The sequence below is a fragment of the Novosphingobium anseongense genome (genome assembly GCF_037482895.1).
In the GTDB taxonomy this organism is placed as follows: domain Bacteria; phylum Pseudomonadota; class Alphaproteobacteria; order Sphingomonadales; family Sphingomonadaceae; genus Novosphingobium; species Novosphingobium anseongense.
This window is the reverse complement of record NZ_JBBHJZ010000010.1, coordinates 1-16,699: the sequence shown is the minus strand read 5'-3', so window position 1 is coordinate 16,699 and position 16,699 is coordinate 1. Positions and strand designations below refer to the sequence as shown.

At 64.3% G+C, this 16,699-nt stretch carries 26 protein-coding genes; 12 read left to right on the top strand and 14 right to left on the bottom strand.

Translation table 11 applies throughout. The features are described 5' to 3' along the window. Nucleotides 1–69 precede the first annotated feature (69 nt). The 3 genes from WG901_RS23380 to WG901_RS23370 all read right to left on the bottom strand — a co-directional run bounded on the left by WG901_RS23380 (nt 70) and on the right by WG901_RS23370 (nt 1,903). A complete protein-coding gene (locus WG901_RS23380; protein ID WP_339589552.1) occupies nt 70–696 on the bottom strand; it encodes a glutathione S-transferase family protein in 627 nt (208 codons plus the stop codon). A gap of 173 nt (nt 697–869) precedes the next feature. Next, a complete protein-coding gene (locus WG901_RS23375; RefSeq protein ID WP_339589551.1) occupies nt 870–1,517 on the bottom strand; it encodes a glutathione S-transferase family protein in 648 nt (215 codons plus the stop codon). 14 nt (nt 1,518–1,531) lie between these two features. Continuing rightward, entirely contained in the window at nt 1,532–1,903 is a 372-nt protein-coding gene (locus WG901_RS23370) for a VOC family protein (RefSeq protein ID WP_339589550.1), read from the bottom strand. Nucleotides 1,904–1,988: 85 nt separating this feature from the next. On the opposite strand from WG901_RS23370, the gene WG901_RS23365 reads away from it, so the two are divergent. Genes WG901_RS23365 through WG901_RS23345 form a run of 5 tightly spaced genes read left to right on the top strand, consistent with a single transcriptional unit; the run spans nt 1,989 to nt 4,993 of the window. Next, nucleotides 1,989–2,375, top strand: a complete 387-nt coding sequence (locus tag WG901_RS23365; RefSeq protein WP_339589549.1) for an ArsR/SmtB family transcription factor — start codon at nt 1,989–1,991, stop codon at nt 2,373–2,375. Continuing rightward, nucleotides 2,372–2,830, top strand: coding sequence for an SRPBCC family protein (locus WG901_RS23360; RefSeq protein WP_339589548.1), 459 nt, complete (start codon nt 2,372–2,374; stop codon nt 2,828–2,830). Before WG901_RS23365 ends, WG901_RS23360 begins: the two co-directional genes overlap by 4 nt. Beyond that, nucleotides 2,820–3,563: a DUF899 domain-containing protein gene (locus tag WG901_RS23355; protein ID WP_339589547.1), complete on the top strand. Its 744-nt coding sequence runs from the start codon at nt 2,820–2,822 to the stop codon at nt 3,561–3,563. Before WG901_RS23360 ends, WG901_RS23355 begins: the two co-directional genes overlap by 11 nt. Beyond that, the gene (locus WG901_RS23350; RefSeq protein ID WP_339589546.1) at nt 3,563–3,775 is read left to right on the top strand and encodes a hypothetical protein; all 213 of its coding nucleotides are present in this window, start codon (nt 3,563–3,565) and stop codon (nt 3,773–3,775) included. Before WG901_RS23355 ends, WG901_RS23350 begins: the two co-directional genes overlap by 1 nt. Nucleotides 3,776–3,787: 12 nt before the next feature. Further along, nucleotides 3,788–4,993, top strand: a complete 1,206-nt coding sequence (locus tag WG901_RS23345; RefSeq protein ID WP_339589545.1) for a serine hydrolase domain-containing protein — start codon at nt 3,788–3,790, stop codon at nt 4,991–4,993. 112 nt (nt 4,994–5,105) lie between these two features. Here the strand turns inward: WG901_RS23345 and WG901_RS23340 are convergent, their stop codons facing one another. The 4 genes from WG901_RS23340 to WG901_RS23325 form a co-directional block, all read right to left on the bottom strand. Beyond that, nucleotides 5,106–5,954: an outer membrane protein gene (locus tag WG901_RS23340; protein ID WP_339589544.1), complete on the bottom strand. Its 849-nt coding sequence runs from the start codon at nt 5,952–5,954 to the stop codon at nt 5,106–5,108. 199 nt (nt 5,955–6,153) lie between these two features. Next, nucleotides 6,154–6,663, bottom strand: a complete 510-nt coding sequence (locus WG901_RS23335; RefSeq protein WP_339589598.1) for a fasciclin domain-containing protein — start codon at nt 6,661–6,663, stop codon at nt 6,154–6,156. 104 nt (nt 6,664–6,767) lie between these two features. Further along, on the bottom strand, nt 6,768–7,454 hold the full coding sequence (locus WG901_RS23330) for an anti-sigma factor (RefSeq protein ID WP_339589543.1): 687 nt from the start codon (nt 7,452–7,454) through the stop codon (nt 6,768–6,770). Beyond that, nucleotides 7,447–8,034 carry a sigma-70 family RNA polymerase sigma factor gene (locus WG901_RS23325; protein ID WP_339589542.1) on the bottom strand — a complete coding sequence of 196 codons (588 nt, stop codon included), beginning with the start codon at nt 8,032–8,034 and terminating at the stop codon, nt 7,447–7,449. Before WG901_RS23325 ends, WG901_RS23330 begins: the two co-directional genes overlap by 8 nt. A gap of 237 nt (nt 8,035–8,271) precedes the next feature. On the opposite strand from WG901_RS23325, the gene WG901_RS23320 reads away from it, so the two are divergent. From WG901_RS23320 to WG901_RS23310, 3 genes are all read left to right on the top strand, one after another. Then, the gene (locus WG901_RS23320; protein WP_417603996.1) at nt 8,272–8,895 is read left to right on the top strand and encodes a fasciclin domain-containing protein; all 624 of its coding nucleotides are present in this window, start codon (nt 8,272–8,274) and stop codon (nt 8,893–8,895) included. Between the two features lie 145 nt (nt 8,896–9,040). Beyond that, on the top strand, nt 9,041–9,709 hold the full coding sequence (gene msrA, locus WG901_RS23315; RefSeq protein ID WP_339589597.1) for a peptide-methionine (S)-S-oxide reductase MsrA: 669 nt from the start codon (nt 9,041–9,043) through the stop codon (nt 9,707–9,709). Between the two features lie 13 nt (nt 9,710–9,722). After that, nucleotides 9,723–10,277, top strand: coding sequence for a DUF1993 domain-containing protein (locus tag WG901_RS23310; protein ID WP_339589540.1), 555 nt, complete (start codon nt 9,723–9,725; stop codon nt 10,275–10,277). Here the strand turns inward: WG901_RS23310 and msrB are convergent. Together msrB and WG901_RS23300 are read right to left on the bottom strand one after the other, a co-directional pair. After that, the gene (gene msrB, locus WG901_RS23305; protein ID WP_339589539.1) at nt 10,247–10,696 is read right to left on the bottom strand and encodes a peptide-methionine (R)-S-oxide reductase MsrB; all 450 of its coding nucleotides are present in this window, start codon (nt 10,694–10,696) and stop codon (nt 10,247–10,249) included. The two genes, WG901_RS23310 and msrB, sit on opposite strands and share 31 nt — an antisense overlap. A gap of 269 nt (nt 10,697–10,965) precedes the next feature. Beyond that, nucleotides 10,966–11,571 carry a flavodoxin family protein gene (locus tag WG901_RS23300; RefSeq protein WP_339589538.1) on the bottom strand — a complete coding sequence of 202 codons (606 nt, stop codon included), beginning with the start codon at nt 11,569–11,571 and terminating at the stop codon, nt 10,966–10,968. A 110-nt stretch (nt 11,572–11,681) separates the two neighbouring features. Here WG901_RS23300 and WG901_RS23295 point away from each other — a divergent pair, with 110 nt between their 5' ends. Continuing rightward, on the top strand, nt 11,682–12,533 hold the full coding sequence (locus tag WG901_RS23295) for an SDR family oxidoreductase (RefSeq protein ID WP_339589537.1): 852 nt from the start codon (nt 11,682–11,684) through the stop codon (nt 12,531–12,533). Nucleotides 12,534–12,543: 10 nt separating this feature from the next. Here WG901_RS23295 and gstA read toward each other — a convergent pair whose 3' ends face one another. After that, nucleotides 12,544–13,137 carry a glutathione transferase GstA gene (gene gstA, locus WG901_RS23290; protein ID WP_339589536.1) on the bottom strand — a complete coding sequence of 198 codons (594 nt, stop codon included), beginning with the start codon at nt 13,135–13,137 and terminating at the stop codon, nt 12,544–12,546. A gap of 16 nt (nt 13,138–13,153) precedes the next feature. Further along, nucleotides 13,154–13,486 carry a hypothetical protein gene (locus WG901_RS23285; RefSeq protein ID WP_339589535.1) on the bottom strand — a complete coding sequence of 111 codons (333 nt, stop codon included), beginning with the start codon at nt 13,484–13,486 and terminating at the stop codon, nt 13,154–13,156. A 168-nt stretch (nt 13,487–13,654) separates the two neighbouring features. On the opposite strand from WG901_RS23285, the gene WG901_RS23280 reads away from it, so the two are divergent. After that, entirely contained in the window at nt 13,655–13,918 is a 264-nt protein-coding gene (locus tag WG901_RS23280) for a hypothetical protein (RefSeq protein WP_339589534.1), read from the top strand. Nucleotides 13,919–13,933: 15 nt separating this feature from the next. Here WG901_RS23280 and WG901_RS23275 read toward each other — a convergent pair whose 3' ends face one another. Continuing rightward, complete coding sequence (locus tag WG901_RS23275) at nt 13,934–14,230, bottom strand: plasmid stabilization protein (protein WP_339589533.1); 297 nt, start codon at nt 14,228–14,230, stop codon at nt 13,934–13,936. 148 nt (nt 14,231–14,378) lie between these two features. Here WG901_RS23275 and WG901_RS23270 point away from each other — a divergent pair, with 148 nt between their 5' ends. Further along, complete coding sequence (locus WG901_RS23270) at nt 14,379–14,606, top strand: DUF3072 domain-containing protein (protein ID WP_339589532.1); 228 nt, start codon at nt 14,379–14,381, stop codon at nt 14,604–14,606. A 9-nt stretch (nt 14,607–14,615) separates the two neighbouring features. Here WG901_RS23270 and WG901_RS23265 read toward each other — a convergent pair whose 3' ends face one another. Together WG901_RS23265 and WG901_RS23260 are read right to left on the bottom strand one after the other, a co-directional pair. Next, on the bottom strand, nt 14,616–15,173 hold the full coding sequence (locus WG901_RS23265; RefSeq protein ID WP_339589531.1) for a sensor histidine kinase: 558 nt from the start codon (nt 15,171–15,173) through the stop codon (nt 14,616–14,618). Then, nucleotides 15,074–15,598, bottom strand: coding sequence for a PAS domain-containing protein (locus tag WG901_RS23260; protein WP_339589530.1), 525 nt, complete (start codon nt 15,596–15,598; stop codon nt 15,074–15,076). The genes WG901_RS23265 and WG901_RS23260 overlap by 100 nt, the downstream gene beginning before the upstream one ends. Before the next feature lie 458 nt (nt 15,599–16,056). On the opposite strand from WG901_RS23260, the gene WG901_RS23255 reads away from it, so the two are divergent. Next, nucleotides 16,057–16,512: a hypothetical protein gene (locus WG901_RS23255; protein ID WP_339589529.1), complete on the top strand. Its 456-nt coding sequence runs from the start codon at nt 16,057–16,059 to the stop codon at nt 16,510–16,512. The last annotated feature ends 187 nt before the right edge of the window (nt 16,513–16,699 follow it).

The following is a 16,699-nucleotide window of genomic DNA, read 5'->3' as shown; positions in this document are numbered from 1 at the left end:
GGGTGTTCGGGAGGCCGCTCGAACGGCGGCTACGTCGCGGAGACGGATACCACTTTCGGCAGGCGGAGCTTATGTGATCACGCCTTCATGCGAACGCTCGATCGCACGCTTGTATGCATCGCGTCCCATGGTGCGATCAAGGTAGGCTCGTTCGACGTCGCCCAGAGCGATGCCGCAGTTTCTTTGCCCCAAGTTCAAGGCGTACGTCACCGAAATGTCGGCGGCAGTGAATGCTTCGCCCGCGAGATAGGGCGAGCTGGCAAGCCGCCCCCTGACCAGCCGAAGCCGCTTCTGAAATGACTGCAGGCACCACGACGCGCCCCAGTTCTCCCGCTCGGCCTCTGGTGCGAGGAAGCGGCTGACGACGACAGGCATCATCAGGGTCGCGAGGCCGGCTTCGCCCAGATGCAGGAACTGCTGATAGGCGGCGAAGTTCGGATCGTGCGGCGCGGGTGCCAGCGGCGTCGGCCCGTACCGTGCCATCAGATATTCCATGATCGCAATAGATTCGACCATGGCGACATCACCATCCTGAATCGCCGGAATGTAGTCGGCGGGGTTTACCGCCAGGAACTCGGGGTCCTGCTCTCCTGCAAGCATGTCGACCTGCCGCACGTGGTAGGGAAGTCCCATCTCCTCCAGCACCCAGACGACTCGCATCGATCGGGAGGTCTGTCCGCCCCAAACGGTGATCATTCCCACTCCTTTCCAAGCGTCATTGAGGATCAGCGCTAACAATCATTTTATGACATTGTCACACCAGCCAAATACAAATTTCGCCTGACCCAACCCGGCGCCCGGACAGATGGTCTTGTCCGGGCCTTATTGATCTCGCTGACGCAGAGTTCCTGGAACCGCGCCCTCTATCGTCAGCCTGCGACGGATCTTTGCGCATCGGCCGCGGCGAAATGCGCCAGTTGATCGAAGTGCGCCTTCCTGAACGACGGACGATCGGTCATCCGGGCCACGTATCTTTCAGTGGCTGGCCGATCGCCATAGGACCGGACTTTCGGGATGCGCAGAATATCCGCCGTCAGGAGATCCGCAGCGGTGAAACGATCCGCAGCCAGCCACTCCCGCTCGCTCAGGACCGTCTCGAGATGATCGAGGCGGCTTTGCACCCAGCCGTCGAGCCCATTGTCCTTGACGCCCGACAGGCCGAGGAACCACCAGGGCACGGTGACCATCTCGACCGAGTTGAGCGCGGCGATGATCCACTGCAGCGTTTCCGCCTCGCCCGCCGGATCGCGCGGCATCAGGTTTTCGCTCTTGCGGGCGAGATGCAGCAGCCCTGCACCGCTTTCGAACATCTTCAGTTCACCGTCGTCCAGATAGGGCACCTGGCCGAAAGGCTGACGCGACAGGTGATTGGTCTCGCGTCCCTCGAACGGCACCGTCCGCACGGTATAGGCAAGCCCGGCTTCCTCGCAGGCCCAGCGCAGCCGCAGATCGCGCACGAAGCCGCGGGGTCCCTCGGGCACCCAGTCCAACGTCCAGATGGTCAGATCATTGCTCATCGATCGGCATCCCTTCAGTTCACGTGGTCGTGGTCGAGCTGGTGCAGCAGCACCGAATTTCCGTCCGGGTCGAAGCAGGTCATCATCCAGCAGTGCGGCCCTTTGATTAGTGCCTCGCCGGCAAGCCGGACTCCGCTCGACCGCAGCCGGGCGACGAGCGCCTCAATGTCCTCCACCTCGAAGGCGATAGTTCCGCCGGCAGAAGCGCTAGGCGCATCCGAAAGGACCGTCGTGATCGCGAAGCATCCGCCACCGGGCAGATCATACTCGACCCACGGCGTAGTGGGCGAGCTTGCGGTCAGGAGGCCGAGCGGACCTTCGTAGAAGGCGCGCGCCGCCGCCATGTCGGTGACCGGGTACATCGTGAAGGCAACCTTGCGCAGCATGTCCGTTCTCCTTCCGCTGCTCGGCCGCTGGCCGCCTGAAGGTCGGCCCTTGACAGCGGCTCCGCGATTCTCAATACTTCACTATATGGTGAAGTTACCGGAATCAAGTCTCGACCGTACATTCGCGGCACTCGTCGATCCTACCCGCCGGGCGATCCTGGCGCGGCTGGAACAAGAGGACGCGCTCTCGATCACCGAACTGGCGCGGCCCTTCGCGATCAAGATGCCCGCGGTGATGAAGCATCTCGACGTGCTCGGCGATGCAGGCCTGATCACGCGGTCCAAGGAGGGCCGCACCGTCTCGATCCGGCTCGCACCCGAACCGATGGAGGAAGCGATGCGCTGGCTCAGCCGTTACGAACGCTTCTGGTCGGCCAGCCTCGACAGGCTCGCCGCCTTTGCCGAGGCTCAGGAGGCGAAGGCACGCGCGATCGAAACTGGCGGAGCCGAAGCAAAGGAGAAGGATGAATGACGAGCCTTACCCTGGTGCGCCGGATCGCAGCGCGTCCGTCGATCGTGTTCGCGGCCCTCACCGAGCCGGACGGGATCGCTTGCTGGTGGGGCCCGGACGCTGGACCGGTACTGCTCGCCGAGACCGACGTGCGCGTCGGCGGCCGCTTCAAGGTGCGGTTCCGCATGCTCGACGGCAGCGAGCATCAGAGCGAAGGCGAATATCTCGAGGTCGATGAGCCCCGGCGGCTGGTGATGAGCTGGTGCTGGACCACGGGCGGCGAGCCCGAGGAGAACGGCGCCGTCTCGCGCGTCGAGATCGACCTCAAGCCCATCGAGACCGGCACCGAGCTGACCTTCACCCACGCCATGCTCGCAAACGAAGCATCGCGCGCCAGCCACGAGGAGGGCTGGACCGGCGCGCTCGGCAAGCTGGTGCGCCATTTCGCAAGTGAGGAGACCGACGATGAAGCATGAGATCGTATCGCGGGCCGAATGGCTCGAGGCATCGCGCGCGCTGCTCGCGGAGGAAAAGGCCTGGACGCATGAGCGCGACCGGATTTCCGCCAAACGCCGGGCCCTGCCCTGGGTCCGGCTCGACAAGGACTATGTGTTCGAGGGCGCCGACGGCCCCGTCACGCTTGCCGAGCTGTTCGACGGCCGCAGCCAGCTCATCGTCTATCATTTCATGTTCGCGTCCGAATGGCAGGAAGGCTGCACGGGCTGCTCGTTCCTGTCCGACCAGGTCGACGGCGCCCGCCAGCACTTCGAGCACAAGGACGTCAGCTGGGTCGCCGTGTCGCGCGCGCCGATCACGAAGCTGGAAGCCTACCGCAAGCGGATGGGCTGGAGTTTCCGCTGGGTATCTTCGGCGGCGAGCGACTTCAATTTCGATTTCCACGTCTCCTTCACCGAGGAGCAGCGGCGGAACGGCATCTTCTACAATTTCGCGGATCAGCCCGATCCCGAGATCGACGAACTGCCCGGCGCCAGCGTCTTCGCGCTGGGCGAGGACGGCGCGATCTATCACACCTACTCTAGCTACGCCCGCGGCAACGAGACGACGCTGCCGGCCTATGGCTGGATCGACATGGTGCCGAAGGGACGCGACGAAGGCGCCGGCGGCAATCTCAGCGACTGGGTGAAACGGCACGATAACTATCCCGACGACGGCCGTACCCGCGAAATCGCCGCCGCGGGAGCCGGCTGATGCTGTGCTGCGGCCTGCTGGCCATGATCGCGGCCGGCATAGCGGGATCGTGGCGGCGGCTGGGTGCGGCGCGTTGGATCGTGCCGGCGGCGGCCAGCCTGCTGGCGATCCCCGCCCTCGCATTGAGCGTAGGTGGACAGAACGCTCCGCTGAGCCGGGCGGCCATCGCGGCGCACACGATGCAGATACTTTGCGGCCCGGCGCTCGAATAGGAAAGAAGACCGATGAGCGGACAAGCTTTCAGTGCCGGCGGCCTCGCTGCGCTGCACGACACGATCGCGCGCCATGTCGCCAGCGATGCGGCGCCCGGCGCGGTAGGCCTGGTGCATCGCCGCGGCGAAACGCATGTCATGGCGGTCGGGACCACGGCGATCGGCGGCGGTGAACCGATGACGCGCGACGCCATTTTCCGCATCGCCTCGATGACCAAGCCCGTCACGGCCGCTGCGGTGATGATGCTGATCGACGGTGGTCTGATAGCGTTGAGCGATCCGGTCGAGCGCTGGCTGCCCGAACTCGCCGACCGGCGCGTGCTCCGGAGCCTCGATGCCCAGCTCGACGATACCGTGCCGGCCGCTCGGCCGATCACGGTCGAGGACGTCCTGAGCTTCCGGCTGGGCCTTGGCCTCGTCATGGCCCCGCCGGGAACCTATCCGATCCAGCGCGAGATCGAGCGGCTGGGCCTGATGGGCTTCGGTCCGCCCGATCCGGCATCCCCGCTGGATAACGGCGCCTGGATGCGGGGGCTCGGCAGCCTGCCGCTGATGGCGCAGCCGGGCGAGCAATGGCTCTACACCGCGGGGGCGAACGTGCAGGGCGTGCTCGTCGCGCGTGTCGCCGGCATGCCGCTGTCGCGCTTCATGGACGAGCGGATATTCGCACCGCTCGGCATGGCTGATACCGGCTTCTGGACTCCTCCCGCCAGGCAGGGCCGCCTCGTGCCGGCCTACAGCGGCCCGGCCGCGGACCTCATCTGCTACGACGATCCGGCCGCAAGCGACTGGGGGCGTCCGCCGGCCTTCGAAGCCGGCGACGCGGGGCTGGTCTCGACGGTCGACGACTTTCTCGTCTTCGCGCGGATGATGCTGTCGGGGGGCAAGCACGACGGCAGGACGATCCTGTCCGAAGCCTCGGTGGCGGCGATGATGACCGACCATCTCACCGCTGCCCAACGCAAGGGCGGGGCGATGATCCTCGGCGAAGGGCATGGCTGGGGTTACGGCCTTTCGGTCGTAAAAGATGCGGGAGCCGAGAGCCCCAGGGCCGGCGCGATCGGCTGGTCGGGCGGACTGGGCACGTCCTGGTTCAGCGATCCGGCCGCGGACCTGACCGCAATTCTGCTGACGCAGCGCGCGTTCGAGGATCCGAGCGGCCCGCCGATACACCGGGCATTTCAGGCCGCAGCCTATCTCACGCTCGCAGATGAATGAACCGCAGCTTTTGGTGAAGTGGAAGTGCCAGTCGAATGGCCGCTAAGTTGGCGAAAACGGACGGCCCTCCATGAGAACCGCCCGCAAATATCGTTCGCTACGTCGGCGCCTCTCAAAACTGGAAGCTGACGGTCGCCCGCAAGGAATGGAAATCGTAGCGCGTGTCGGACGGGCGCATGTTCACGCCGCCCGCCAGCACGAAGGGATTGGTGGCAGGTGCAGTTCCCTGGCCGACGGCGACGGCATATTTGTTGTCGCGATAGCGGTTGTAGAGATACTCGAGGCCGAGGCTGATGTTGTCGGTGAGCATGACCTCACCGCCGCCTCCGGCCTGCCAGCCCCAGACGCGCTTCTCGTCGCGCACTTCGGTGAAGCTGTTGGCGGTGTTGGTCGTGGCGAAATCGTGGTCGATCTTCGCATAGCTCGCGCCGCCCGTGGCGTAGAACAGGATCCCGCCGCCCGGCGTGTAACCAGCGCGGGCGCGCAGCGAGAGCGCGTTGTCGAGCTGCCGGTCGAACGAATAGCTCGCCGGCGTCGTGCTGAACGCCGAGACGCCGTCGCGCGATTTGTTGCGGCTCACTTCGAACAGGCCGCCCACGACGAAGTTTTCGCCCATGCGCATGTCGTAGCCGATGCGGCCGCCGTACTCGATGTTGTTCCGGTCCTTGCGGCAGCCCGCGCCGGGGTTGTTGCCGAGCGCAACCCCATTGCAGAAGCCGGGACTGAAGGCATCGGCGCCGGCGGCGGTGCGCACGACGTCGCCAAAGCTGCCGTTCCGGCCGTTATCGAACACCACGCCTTCGCCGCCATCATTGTTCTGAGCTGTGGCGCCGACGATGCCCGAGACATAGAGTCCGTCGAAATGCATCGCAGTGTCCTGCGCCGCGTCCTGTGCCAGCGCCGGGCCGGCGACAAACACGACGGTTGTCGCGATAGCGGCGGGAATTAGTGTGAGTTTCATCTGCAAGTCCTCCTATTTTGCATGCCGGGGGCAACCTGCTTGCCGTGGCGATGCGGCGAGTGATGGGTGGGAGCCTTGGCCGGGAGTGCCCCTCAGCTGAATCCAACCCGACAAAAGGTCCCCTTCCTTGTCGGGAAGGGGACCAGTGAGGACCGCGGATCTATGGGTATCGTGTTTTCGCGGTCCTGGGAGGTTTCGGTTACGGCATCAGGACGGTGTCGATCACGTGGATCACGCCGTTGGACTGCATGACGTTGGCCGTGGTGATCATCGCGTGGCCGCCCTTGGCGTCCATCACCATCCAGCCCATGCCCGACTTGCTGAAAGTCAGCGTGCCGCCCTGGACCGTGGTGTAGGTCGCGGTGCCGCCGTGGGCCTTGGCGTTGGAGGCGATATCCTGCGCGGTGATGCTGCCCGGGACCACGTGGTAGGTCAGGATCGAGGTGAGCATCGCCTTGTTCTCGGGCTTGACCAGCGTGTCCACCGTGCCGGCGGGCAGCTTGCCAAAGGCCATGTTGGTCGGCGCGAAGACGGTGAAAGGCCCGGTGCCCGACAGGGTGTCGACCAGACCGGCCGCCTTGACCGCGGCAACGAGCGTGGTGTGGTCGCGCGAGTTCACAGCGTTCTCGACGATGGTCTTGGTCGGGTACATCGCGGCCCCGCCGACCATGGGATTCTTGGCGATCGCGGCGGTGCCAGCGACGGCCATGGAGGCCGCGGCGAGCGCGAAAATTGTCTTGCGGATCGAAGGCATCGTATTCTCCTGAGTTTCCACCCGCGGAGAGATACGGAGTTCCCTTCGGCGCGGATGCGTCAGACCGGAATTAAACTTCCGCTGGCGACGACGGGGCCGGTCGGCTTGCCGCTGGGCGATCCGCCCAAAGGCTCGTCGGTGACGGCCAGCACCGCGTTCGCGTCAACGAGCGCGCGCTGTTCGGAGCTCAGCTTCACCGAGGTTCGGGTTCCGCCGGCCAGCACGCCGAGCGAACGCGGGACGCCGTCGGCCGGGATCAGCCAGAGCTCGGCGCTCCGCCCCGAAGGTACGAGCGCGGCCGCAGCCACGTATATCTCGTGCCGCCCGGAATCGTAAAAAGCGGGGACGGGCGTGGTTCCCGGTTTGGCGGGAGCAAGGCTCGCGACCAATGTCGGCGCGGCGCTCTGCATTGGGATAACCGGTGGTGCGACCTGCGCCGGCCGGAAGACGATAATGCCGGCGAGGACGGCCGCGATCGCGCTCGCCGCCATAGCGAGCGCCGGCCAGAAGCGGCGTGGGGCGCCGGCGGGTGATACAGATGCCTGGACTCGTCCGCCGAGATGGGCGGGCGGCTCCTCCTCGGGCCACTGCGCGAACAGCCCGCCGAAATGCTCGCGCCAGCGCTCGACCTCGCGCGCGAAGCCGGGTTCGGCCAGCACACGGCGCATGGCGGCCGCGCGTTCCTCGCCGTCGAGGACACCCAGCGCCAATTCGGCGGCGGTGATATCTTCTTCGGCGTCAGTCATCGTCGAGGCAGTCCTTGAGCCGGGCAAGCCCTCGCCGCACCCAGCTCTTCATCGTGCCGAGCGGCACCTCCTTGCGCTGGGCCAGTTCGGCATAGGTCAGCCCGTCGAAGAATGCCGCGCGGATGGCGCTCCGCTGGTTGGCGTCGAGCGAGTCGAGGCAGAGGTGCAGACGCCGATCGCTTTCGCCGGCGATGATCGCGTCGTCGGCCGCGATGCCGCCATCGGCAATATCATCGGCCCACTCGAACGGACCGGTCCGGCGCGCGGGGTTTGCACGGCGCCAGTCGATCGCCCGGTTGCGCGCGACCGTCGCGAGCCAGGTGATAGGGCTGGCCCGGCCGGGCTGGAAGCTGCCTGCGCGCTTCCAGATCGTCAGATAGACTTCATGCAACACATCCTCCGCGGCTTGGCGATCTCCGCAGATACGAAAGCAGATACCAAAAAGCTTCGCCGAGGTCAGCGCATAGACGCGCTGGAAGGCCGAACGGTCCTCTTCCCCGGTCCCGACGAGCGCTTCCGTCAGGCGGACGCGCGCGGCATCGCCCGACCCGCCCGACAGATTGTCTTCCGATCTCCCCATGCCGCACGAATAGGGCCTGTCCCGGCCCACACAATCGGATTTCGACGATGCGAAGAACAATCTGTGGCGGCGTCGCCGCGAAGCGTCGGAAAGAATCGCAGGCGGTTTGAAGCTTTTCGCCGGGTGCCTTCGTAGCTTCCCGCGGACGACCCGGCCGGCTCATCGAAGCTGTCAAACCGGGGCGCTCCCACACGACTTCACCCGCCAGTGAATGAAGAACATAAAAGGATGACCGATATGCGCACCATGAACTTGCTCCTGGCCGGAGCGGCCGTCCTCGCCCTCACCGGCTGCGGTTCGACTACCGAGCCGACCGCGCGCGATACCATGGCGCCCGAGGACGCCGCCGCTGAGCCGATGGCCGAGGCATCGATGGCCCATCCGATGGTCGGCGGCGCCGAGATGTTCCCGAACAAGCCGATCGCCGCCAACGCCTCGGCCGCGCCGAACCTCACGACGCTGGTGAGCGCCCTGAAGCAGGCCGGCCTGGTCGACACCCTGTCCGGTCCCGGCCCGTTCACGGTTTTCGCGCCGACCAACGAGGCTTTCGGCAAGGTCGACCAGGCCGCGCTCGACGGGCTGATGAAGCCCGGCATGAAAGACAGCCTGAAGAAGGTCCTCACCTATCACGTCGTATCCGGCAAGATGACCGCGGCCGACCTGATGGCCAAGATCAAGGCCGGCGGCGGCAAGGCGATGCTGTCCACGGTCGAAGGCGAGCCTCTTACGCTGACGATGGACGGCAGCAACGTGAAGATCGCCGGCATGGGCGGCAGCATGGCGATGGTCAGCCAGGCCGACGTGATGCAGTCCAACGGCGTCGTTCACGTCGTGGACGGCGTGCTCATGCCCAAGATGTAAATCCAGCTTGGCGCCGGACCGTGCGGATCCGCGGTCCGGCGCCATCCTCACACATACCGGAGCACCGGCGTTTTTGCGGCGGGCGCTGTAACCGGTGCCGCCGTTCGAACGTATTTCGAGCAACAGCTTTTCAAGGAATCTGCCCATGAACCGTATCGCACCGATCGCCGCCGTCCTCCTCGTCGGAGCCGCGCTGGTTTACGGGACGGCCCCCGGCAGCGCGGCCGAGCGCGCGGTGCTCACGCCGGCCGCCGCCGTTACCGAGCCGGTAGTCGGTCACCGCGAGACGGCGGTTTTCGCCGGTGGATGCTTCTGGGGCGTCGAGGGCGTTTTCAGCCACGTAAAGGGCGTGATCAGCGCGACCTCAGGCTATGCCGGCGGCGCGGCTTCCACGGCGAATTACGAGATCGTGTCCGGCGGAACCACGGGCCATGCGGAATCGGTGCGGATCGTGTTTGATCCCGCGCAGGTCAACTATGCCGATCTATTGCGGATCTACTTCTCGGTCGTGGCCGACCCGACGCAAGTCAACCGGCAGGGGCCGAACACCGGCACGCAGTATCGTACCGCGCTGTTCCCGACTTCGACCGGCCAGCAACGGGTCGCGCAGGCCTATATTGCTCAGCTGACCGCCGCGCGCACCTTCGCCCGGCCGATCGCGACGCGGATCGAGACGGGCAAGGCGTTCTATCCGGCCGAAGAGCACCACCAGGATTTCATGGCTCGCAATCCCGCTTACCCCTATATCGTCGTCAACGATCGGCCGAAGGTCGAAGCGCTGCGCCGCCTGTTTCCAGCGCGCTGGAAGGGCTGACCAGGGTAAGGAAATGGCCTTCACGCTCTACGCCGCGATCATCCCGTCCTACCTGCAAATCCTGGGATCCGTGTCGCGGCTGATCGGGAAGGCCGAAAGTTTCTGCGCCGATGCCGGACTGGCGCCCGAAGACCTGATCCAGGCAAGGCTCGCCGACGACATGCTGCCTTTCGCCTATCAAGTGAGATCGACTGCACGCCATTCGATCGGCGCGATCGAAGGCGTGCGCCAGGGCGTGTTCGCGCCCGACATGTTCACGCCGCCGGCCAGTTTCGAGGGCTTGCGCGAGCGGATCGCCGAAACCATCGCCAAGCTGGAAGCGATCGAGCCGGACGAGGTCGAAGGTTTCATCGGCTGCGACATGCGCTTCGCCTTCGGCGAGCACACGATGGACTTCGCAGCCGAGGACTTCCTGCTCTCGTTCTCGCAACCGAATTTCTATTTCCACGCGACGACCGCCTACGACATCCTGCGCATGAAGGGCGTTCCGCTCGGCAAGCGCGAATTCAACGGCCGCGTGCGCAAGCGCGCCTCGGGTCAGCCGACCTCCTCGACCTGCGGCAGGTAGGCGCCGTAGCCCTGGGCTTCCATGTCGTCGCGGTGGACAAAGCGCAGCGACGCCGAGTTGATGCAATAGCGCAACCCGCCGCGATCGCGCGGACCGTCGTCGAAGACATGGCCGAGATGGCTGTCGCCGTGCGCCGAGCGCACTTCGGTGCGAACCATGCCGAGCGACGCGTCGCGCAGCTCGGCCACGTTGGCCGGCTCGATGGGTTTGGTGAAGCTCGGCCAGCCGCAGCCGGATTCGTACTTGTCGGACGAGGCGAACAGCGGCTCGCCAGAGACGATGTCGACGTAAATGCCCGGCTCCTTGTTATACAGGTATTGCCCGGTCCCCGGCCGCTCGGTGCCGCTTTCCTGGGTGATGTGATACTGCTCGGGCGATAGCGCGGCGATGGCATCGGATGTCTTGCGATAGTCTGCCATGGGGATCTCCTTTGCATTCGAATGTTGGATCGCATCGGCCATCCCGCCAGCCGCTAGGCCGCCATACCACTGATTGCAGGCTGCATCTTCCCACTTCCGGCCGTCCACACACTCTCAATGGTCCGATGAACGAAGGGCAGGTTTCAGAAAGTCATTTTAAGCCGTGGAACGACAGCCATGTCACGAAAGCGGCTGGTCCCGACCATCTTACGCCGTTCTGACGAAGCGCCGGGAATGGCAGCTTGCGCCAAAACCGGCTTGGAACGCGCTCATGGATATGGGTTCGCCTTAAGCAATCCAGCCAAGTGCGCGGCATTGCCGGCGACCATCTTCGCGGTCTCGGTAACCTTGTCGGGCGTTGCCTTCATATCCTTGAAGTCGACCGAGCCCATCGCCTCGCCGACCCAATAGCAGGCGGCAACCGCTGGAATGGTCCAGCCGACATCGTTCAGCGACTGGAAAAGCTGGGCGGAGGAGAAATGCGCGCCATCCTCGTTGCCGACGATCGCAGCGACCGCGACCTTGCCATAGCTCGGCATCCGGCCGGCATTGTCGGTCTCGCTGAGAAAGGCATCCATGCGTTCGAGCACGCGTTTGGCGACGCTACCGATCTGGCCCATCCAGATCGGGCCGCCGAAGATCAGGATGTCGTGCGCGAGGATCTTGGTCCGCAAGCCGGGCCATTCGTCGCCATCGCCTTCGTCGGAGGTGACGCCCGGCTTTATGTCGAGCGCGGCGACCCGCACTGTCTCGCTGATCGTCACATCATGCTTGGCGAATGCCTTCTCGAGCACCGCGATCATGGCGTCGGTCGAACTCTCCTCGCTCGCATCGGCCTTGAGGGTGCAGTTGATGGCAAGGGCTTTGAGGGGCATCGCATCTCTCCTTCGCGTGTCGGGCGCCGCTGGAGGTGCGATCAGCCGTCTGTGCTCCATGAGAACTCTTCGGCCGGGAAAGGGTTCTTCATGGCAAAGGAGACAGCGCGATGACCGAGACCACCGAAATGATCCACGAAGACAAGCTGCCCGGCCACGAGAGCAAGCTTGAACCCAAGCCGGAGTGGCAGCCGCGGTACAAGGGTTCCGATCGTCTCGCGGGCAAGGTCGCGATCATCACGGGCGCGGACAGCGGCATCGGCCGCGCAGTCGCGGCGCTCTACGCGCGCGAGGGCGCCGACATCGCGATCGTATATCTGCTGGAGGATGACGATGCTGCGGAAACCAAGCGGATCGTCGAGGCGGAAGGTCGCAAGGCGATCACGATCCGCGGCGACATCGGCGAGCGCGACTTCGCCGACGAGATCGTGGCCCGGACGGTCGAGGCGTTCGGGAAGATCGACATCGTCGTCAACAATGCCGGCGAACAGCATCCCGACAAGGACATCACCGACATCACCGAGGAGCAGCTTCGCCGCACCTTCCAAACCAACATCTTCGGGATGTTCTTCCTCGTGCAGGCGGCGCGGCCGCACCTCAAATCCGGCGCGGCGATCGTCAACTGCACCTCGGTCACCATGTACCAGGGATCGAAGGAACTGCTTGATTACAGCTCGACCAAAGGCGCGATCACCGCGTTCACGCGCTCACTCAGCGAAAACCTGATAGAGCATGGCATCCGCGTGAATGCCGTCGCGCCTGGGCCGATCTGGACCCCGCTCAATCCCTGTGGCGGGGCCAGCCCGGAGAAGCTGGAGACATTCGGCGAGCAGACCCCGATGGGACGGCCGGGCCAGCCCAATGAGGTCGCGCCCGCCTTCCTGTTCCTCGCCTGCCAGGACTCAATCTATATGTCGGGGCAAGTGCTGCATCCCAATGGCGGGACGATCGTTAACGGCTGAATAAGACGCTTCAACCAAGGCCTTCGTCAGCGAGGGCCTTGGCCACGCTGTCACGCGCTACCAGTCGGTCATAATAGGCTGACAGGCTTGGAGCGATATCCAGCCCGACCTTTGTCTTGGCCCAGAACAGCATCACGAACAGGTAGCAGTCGGCGACCGTGAAGCCATCGCCTAGCACGAACTGCTGCGATGCCAAGGCCTGTTCGAACAGGGACAAGCGCTTGGTCAGCGTCTCTTTCGCGGCGGACTTTTCTTCTTCGCTGCTGCCGGGCATGAAGAACGGCTTGAAACCCTTGTGTAGCTCGGTCGAGATATAGGCGAGCGCTTCGAGGGTGCGAAAGCGGCCAAGGTCGCCTATCGGCATCAGCTTGCCCGCCTTGTCGGCGATATAGCTCAGGATCGCGATATTCTCGGTGAGAACGCCGCTGTCATCGAGCGCGAGCGCGGGTACATAGCCCTTGGGATTGATGGTCGTATAGTCCTTGCTGCTTGCCGTGGTCTTGGACTTCAGATCGACCTGCTCTGTCTCGAACGCCAGGCCGCTCTCGATGAGCGCGATATGGTCGGCGAGGCTGCACGCGCCCGGTGAATAATAAAGCTTCATGCCATCTCTCCTGCGATTATCGGCTGGACGTTTCGAGACTGCGGGCCTTGGCGTCCGCCCAGCGCTTGCCGGCATCGCCGCCCCACAGCAGCCAGGCGATGAAGCCGGCGGACGGATCACCGTCGGAGTTCCACTTGTGCGTTTTCGTGTCCTTGTCGACCGCATGGCGCGCGAAGAAGCTGTGCATCGACTTCACATCCGCTTCGCTCAGGTCCCGCTGCTCGGCGAGTTGGTGCGCGCGATCGACACCGACCTGCGTGCCGCCCCGGTTGAACTTCTCGCGCAGGCGCAGGCCGCGCCGGGCCGCTGACGCCATCCTCAGATTGGGTTTGAAAGTCTTCGCGGTCATCACCGTCACTCCTGTCCGGTTGAGGAACGCCGTCGATGCGGAGAGGGTTTCGCGAGAGCATTGGTGGAAGTTAGCATCGCGAACGAACGATCATCGCCGGCCAAGGCCGGACACCATCCCGTCACGCCTGATGGACGATATTTCGTCGTGCGCGGTCGGCTTTGGCGCATGTCTAATCCCACGCTCGAACCGGACAAGCGCGAGCGGCTGGTCCGGCAACTGATGGCGGCCCGGCGCGCGGTCGCGCAGGCCAGAAGGGCCGGCGACATGGCGACCGAGGATGCAGCCCACGCCGATGTCGACGTGGCGAAACGCGCCTTGGGCGAGCGTGGTCCGGTCTGGTGGAGCGACGGTGCGCCAGATCTCAACCGCCACATGGCGCGCACCGGTCCCTATGCCGACTGGTATGCCGGCCTGAAGGCTGACGACTAGGGCGATCGCGAAGGTCTAGCCGCGCGCTTGCCTGCGGCGGGTTTCCCAGCCTTTCTTTGCGGCGGCCGACCTTTTCTCGTGGCTCTGGGACGAACCGATCTTGCCACCACCCTTGCGCGACGCGCTGTGGTTCTCGGGCTTGCCGCGGCCCGATCCGGATTTGTTGCCGCCACCGGATTCCTTGTTCACCGTCGCCCACGCACGGCGTTCGGCTTCCTTCTTGCCGACACCGCGGTCCTCATAGCCTTCCTCGATATGCTCGGCCTTGCGCTTCTGCTTGTCCGTGTAGCTCGACTTGTCGCCCTGCGGCATCGCTGGTCTCCTGAACACTCGCCCCCGCATTCTGCGAGAACGACCAACCCGCAAATTTGCTTCCTCGCTTCGTCGCGGATGCCGGTACGGGAACCGACGGTTCATGTCTCCGTTCTGAAGAGGAACAATATAGGAACATGAGATCGCCATGACCAAACAGCTGCACAATCCCAAGCTCGACGAGCATCCCGGCTCGAACACCGAAAAGAATCCCGAAGACTGGGTGTCCGGCGATGATCCGATGACCGGGGCGCAGGGCTCCTATCTGACGACGCTGTGCGAGGAGGCGGGCGAAGCGCCGCCGCCTGCCGATCTCAGCAAGGCCGAGGCATCAAAGCGCATCGACGCGCTCAAGGCGAAGCTCGGGCTCGACTGACTGCGGTGGTCAGTTGGTGAGCTGGTCGCGCGCGAGGCAGATCGTCACGACCCGTTCGCCGTCCTGCCACGCCTGTTCGATCGTACCACCGAGCCCATGCAGCGCCGCGCGCATCAGCTCTGTCCCGAACCCCCGATCGCCATTGTCTTCGCTTCCACCGCGTTCGCGCCACGCGATGGTGACGTTCGCTTCCATTGTAGAGATGTCGACCACGAGCCGACCGTCGGGATTGGAGAGAGCACCATATTTCACGGCGTTGGTGGCGAGTTCGTGCAGTAGCAGCGCGAGTGAGGTCGAAGCACGCGCGCCCACAGGTGCGTCGCACTGCGCGACGGTGACCTGACCGTCGTCGCGATAGGGCTCCAGTACCGCACCGATGACCTCGCTCAGCGCCGCACCGGGCTGCTCTTCGCCCGGAAGCCCAAGGACGAGTTGCTGTGCGGCGCCGAGCGCCGTAATCCGGCTGCTCAGGTCGTCGGCGAAGTCATCGACGTCTTCGGCCCGTCGCCGGCCGACGCTGACGAGGCCCTGCACGATAGACAGCAGGTTCTTGATGCGGTGATGCATCTCGCGGACCAGCAGCCGCTGGTCCTCGGCATGACACAGACGCTCGCCGATATCGCGCGCGATCTTTGACGCCCGATGATCGCGCCCGCGGCGTTGCGCACCGGCGAGATGGTGACTTCGATATGCACGGACGCGCCATCACTGCGGCGGCGCACCGTCTCGAACCGGTCGATGCGTTCGCCGGCCCGCAGCTTGCTGATGATGTCCGCTTCCTCATGGAGCCGGTCTTCGGGGATGATCAGCGTGATGGGTTGGCCGATCGCCTCGTTCGCGGTGAAACCGAACAGTCTCTCCGCTCCGGCATTCCAGCTGGTGATAATGCCGTCGAGGGTCTTGCTGAGGATGGCATCGCCGGAATTGTCGACCACCGAGGAGAGCCACAAGCCGGCGTCGAATTTGGGATCGTACATCGTCGATTGGCTCATGTTCTCTCGTTCCCGGAATGCCCGGCAGTCATGTGAAAAACTATGACGGCCGGTGAGCAGAGTCGCCGCAGCACTCGTCGCAAGAACTTAGAAAGATCGACGGGTGACGGCAACGCCTTGGCAGGCTGCCGGTGTCGTGGTTGGTCAGCCATCCTGCTTGCTGCGCTTGCTTGTATTGGCGCCGAAGCGGACCTCTCGTGATCGTCCGATTTTCTCTTTAGCTGACTTTCGAGATCGTGCTCGCGAACGACGGGTTTGTCCCAAAGCAAGTCGCTCCCACCACCGCACCGGTAATATGAATGATCGGCAGGTTTCAGGGAGCCGCTTTGGAGCGCTGAATGTCTAAAATGTTGGCGCTGAGTGACACAGGTGCAGACGAGTCGTTGGCGCTCATTACAGTGACCGTCGCATCTCTCGCTGTTCACGAAGAGGAAGTCTCCAGATGATATGTCTCAACAATGATCTCCGTGATTTTGCTTTCCGCATCGATTGCGTCGGCCGGAGTACCGTCAGGCGATGAAGCCGGCACGTCCAATCCATGGGCTGAATTTTCACGTTCTGTCGCGCGGCGCGGCCCTCCCGCGACTGGCGCAATTGGGACGTTAATCGTCAATCCGGATGGAACGATCGTCTACTGGGCCAAGCGAGGAGATAAAATCAGCAACAGCACCAGGTGCCCCGCCATCTCATCCGTCGCGGAGGGCATTCGAAGCCTTCACCTTCCGGCGCTCTCCCCGAAAACAGACACTATCATTGTTGGCGACGGGACGACGTACAGACTGACCGTCGAGCTTCAGATTGATGGCGACAAGGTCGATATCATTACCAGTGGAAGCGGGCACGTCGGATCGTGGATCGATGCGGCGCTGGCCAAACTGGAGACCTGCTGGCCGAAGATGAACCGTTTCGAGTAGCGGCCTCAGGCATTCCGATTATCGGCATATTCATGCATGGGTCTTCCATGCGTCCCGTGAACAAACGGCGTGTCTTGAGGCTCACAATCGCCCGCGGAGTGGCCAAAAACGTTGCCGCCAGTCGCCCTCACCTAGCCGGCTCGAGCACGGGGCGGCCTGGTCGTGGGCTCCGGACAGTCCGGTTTCC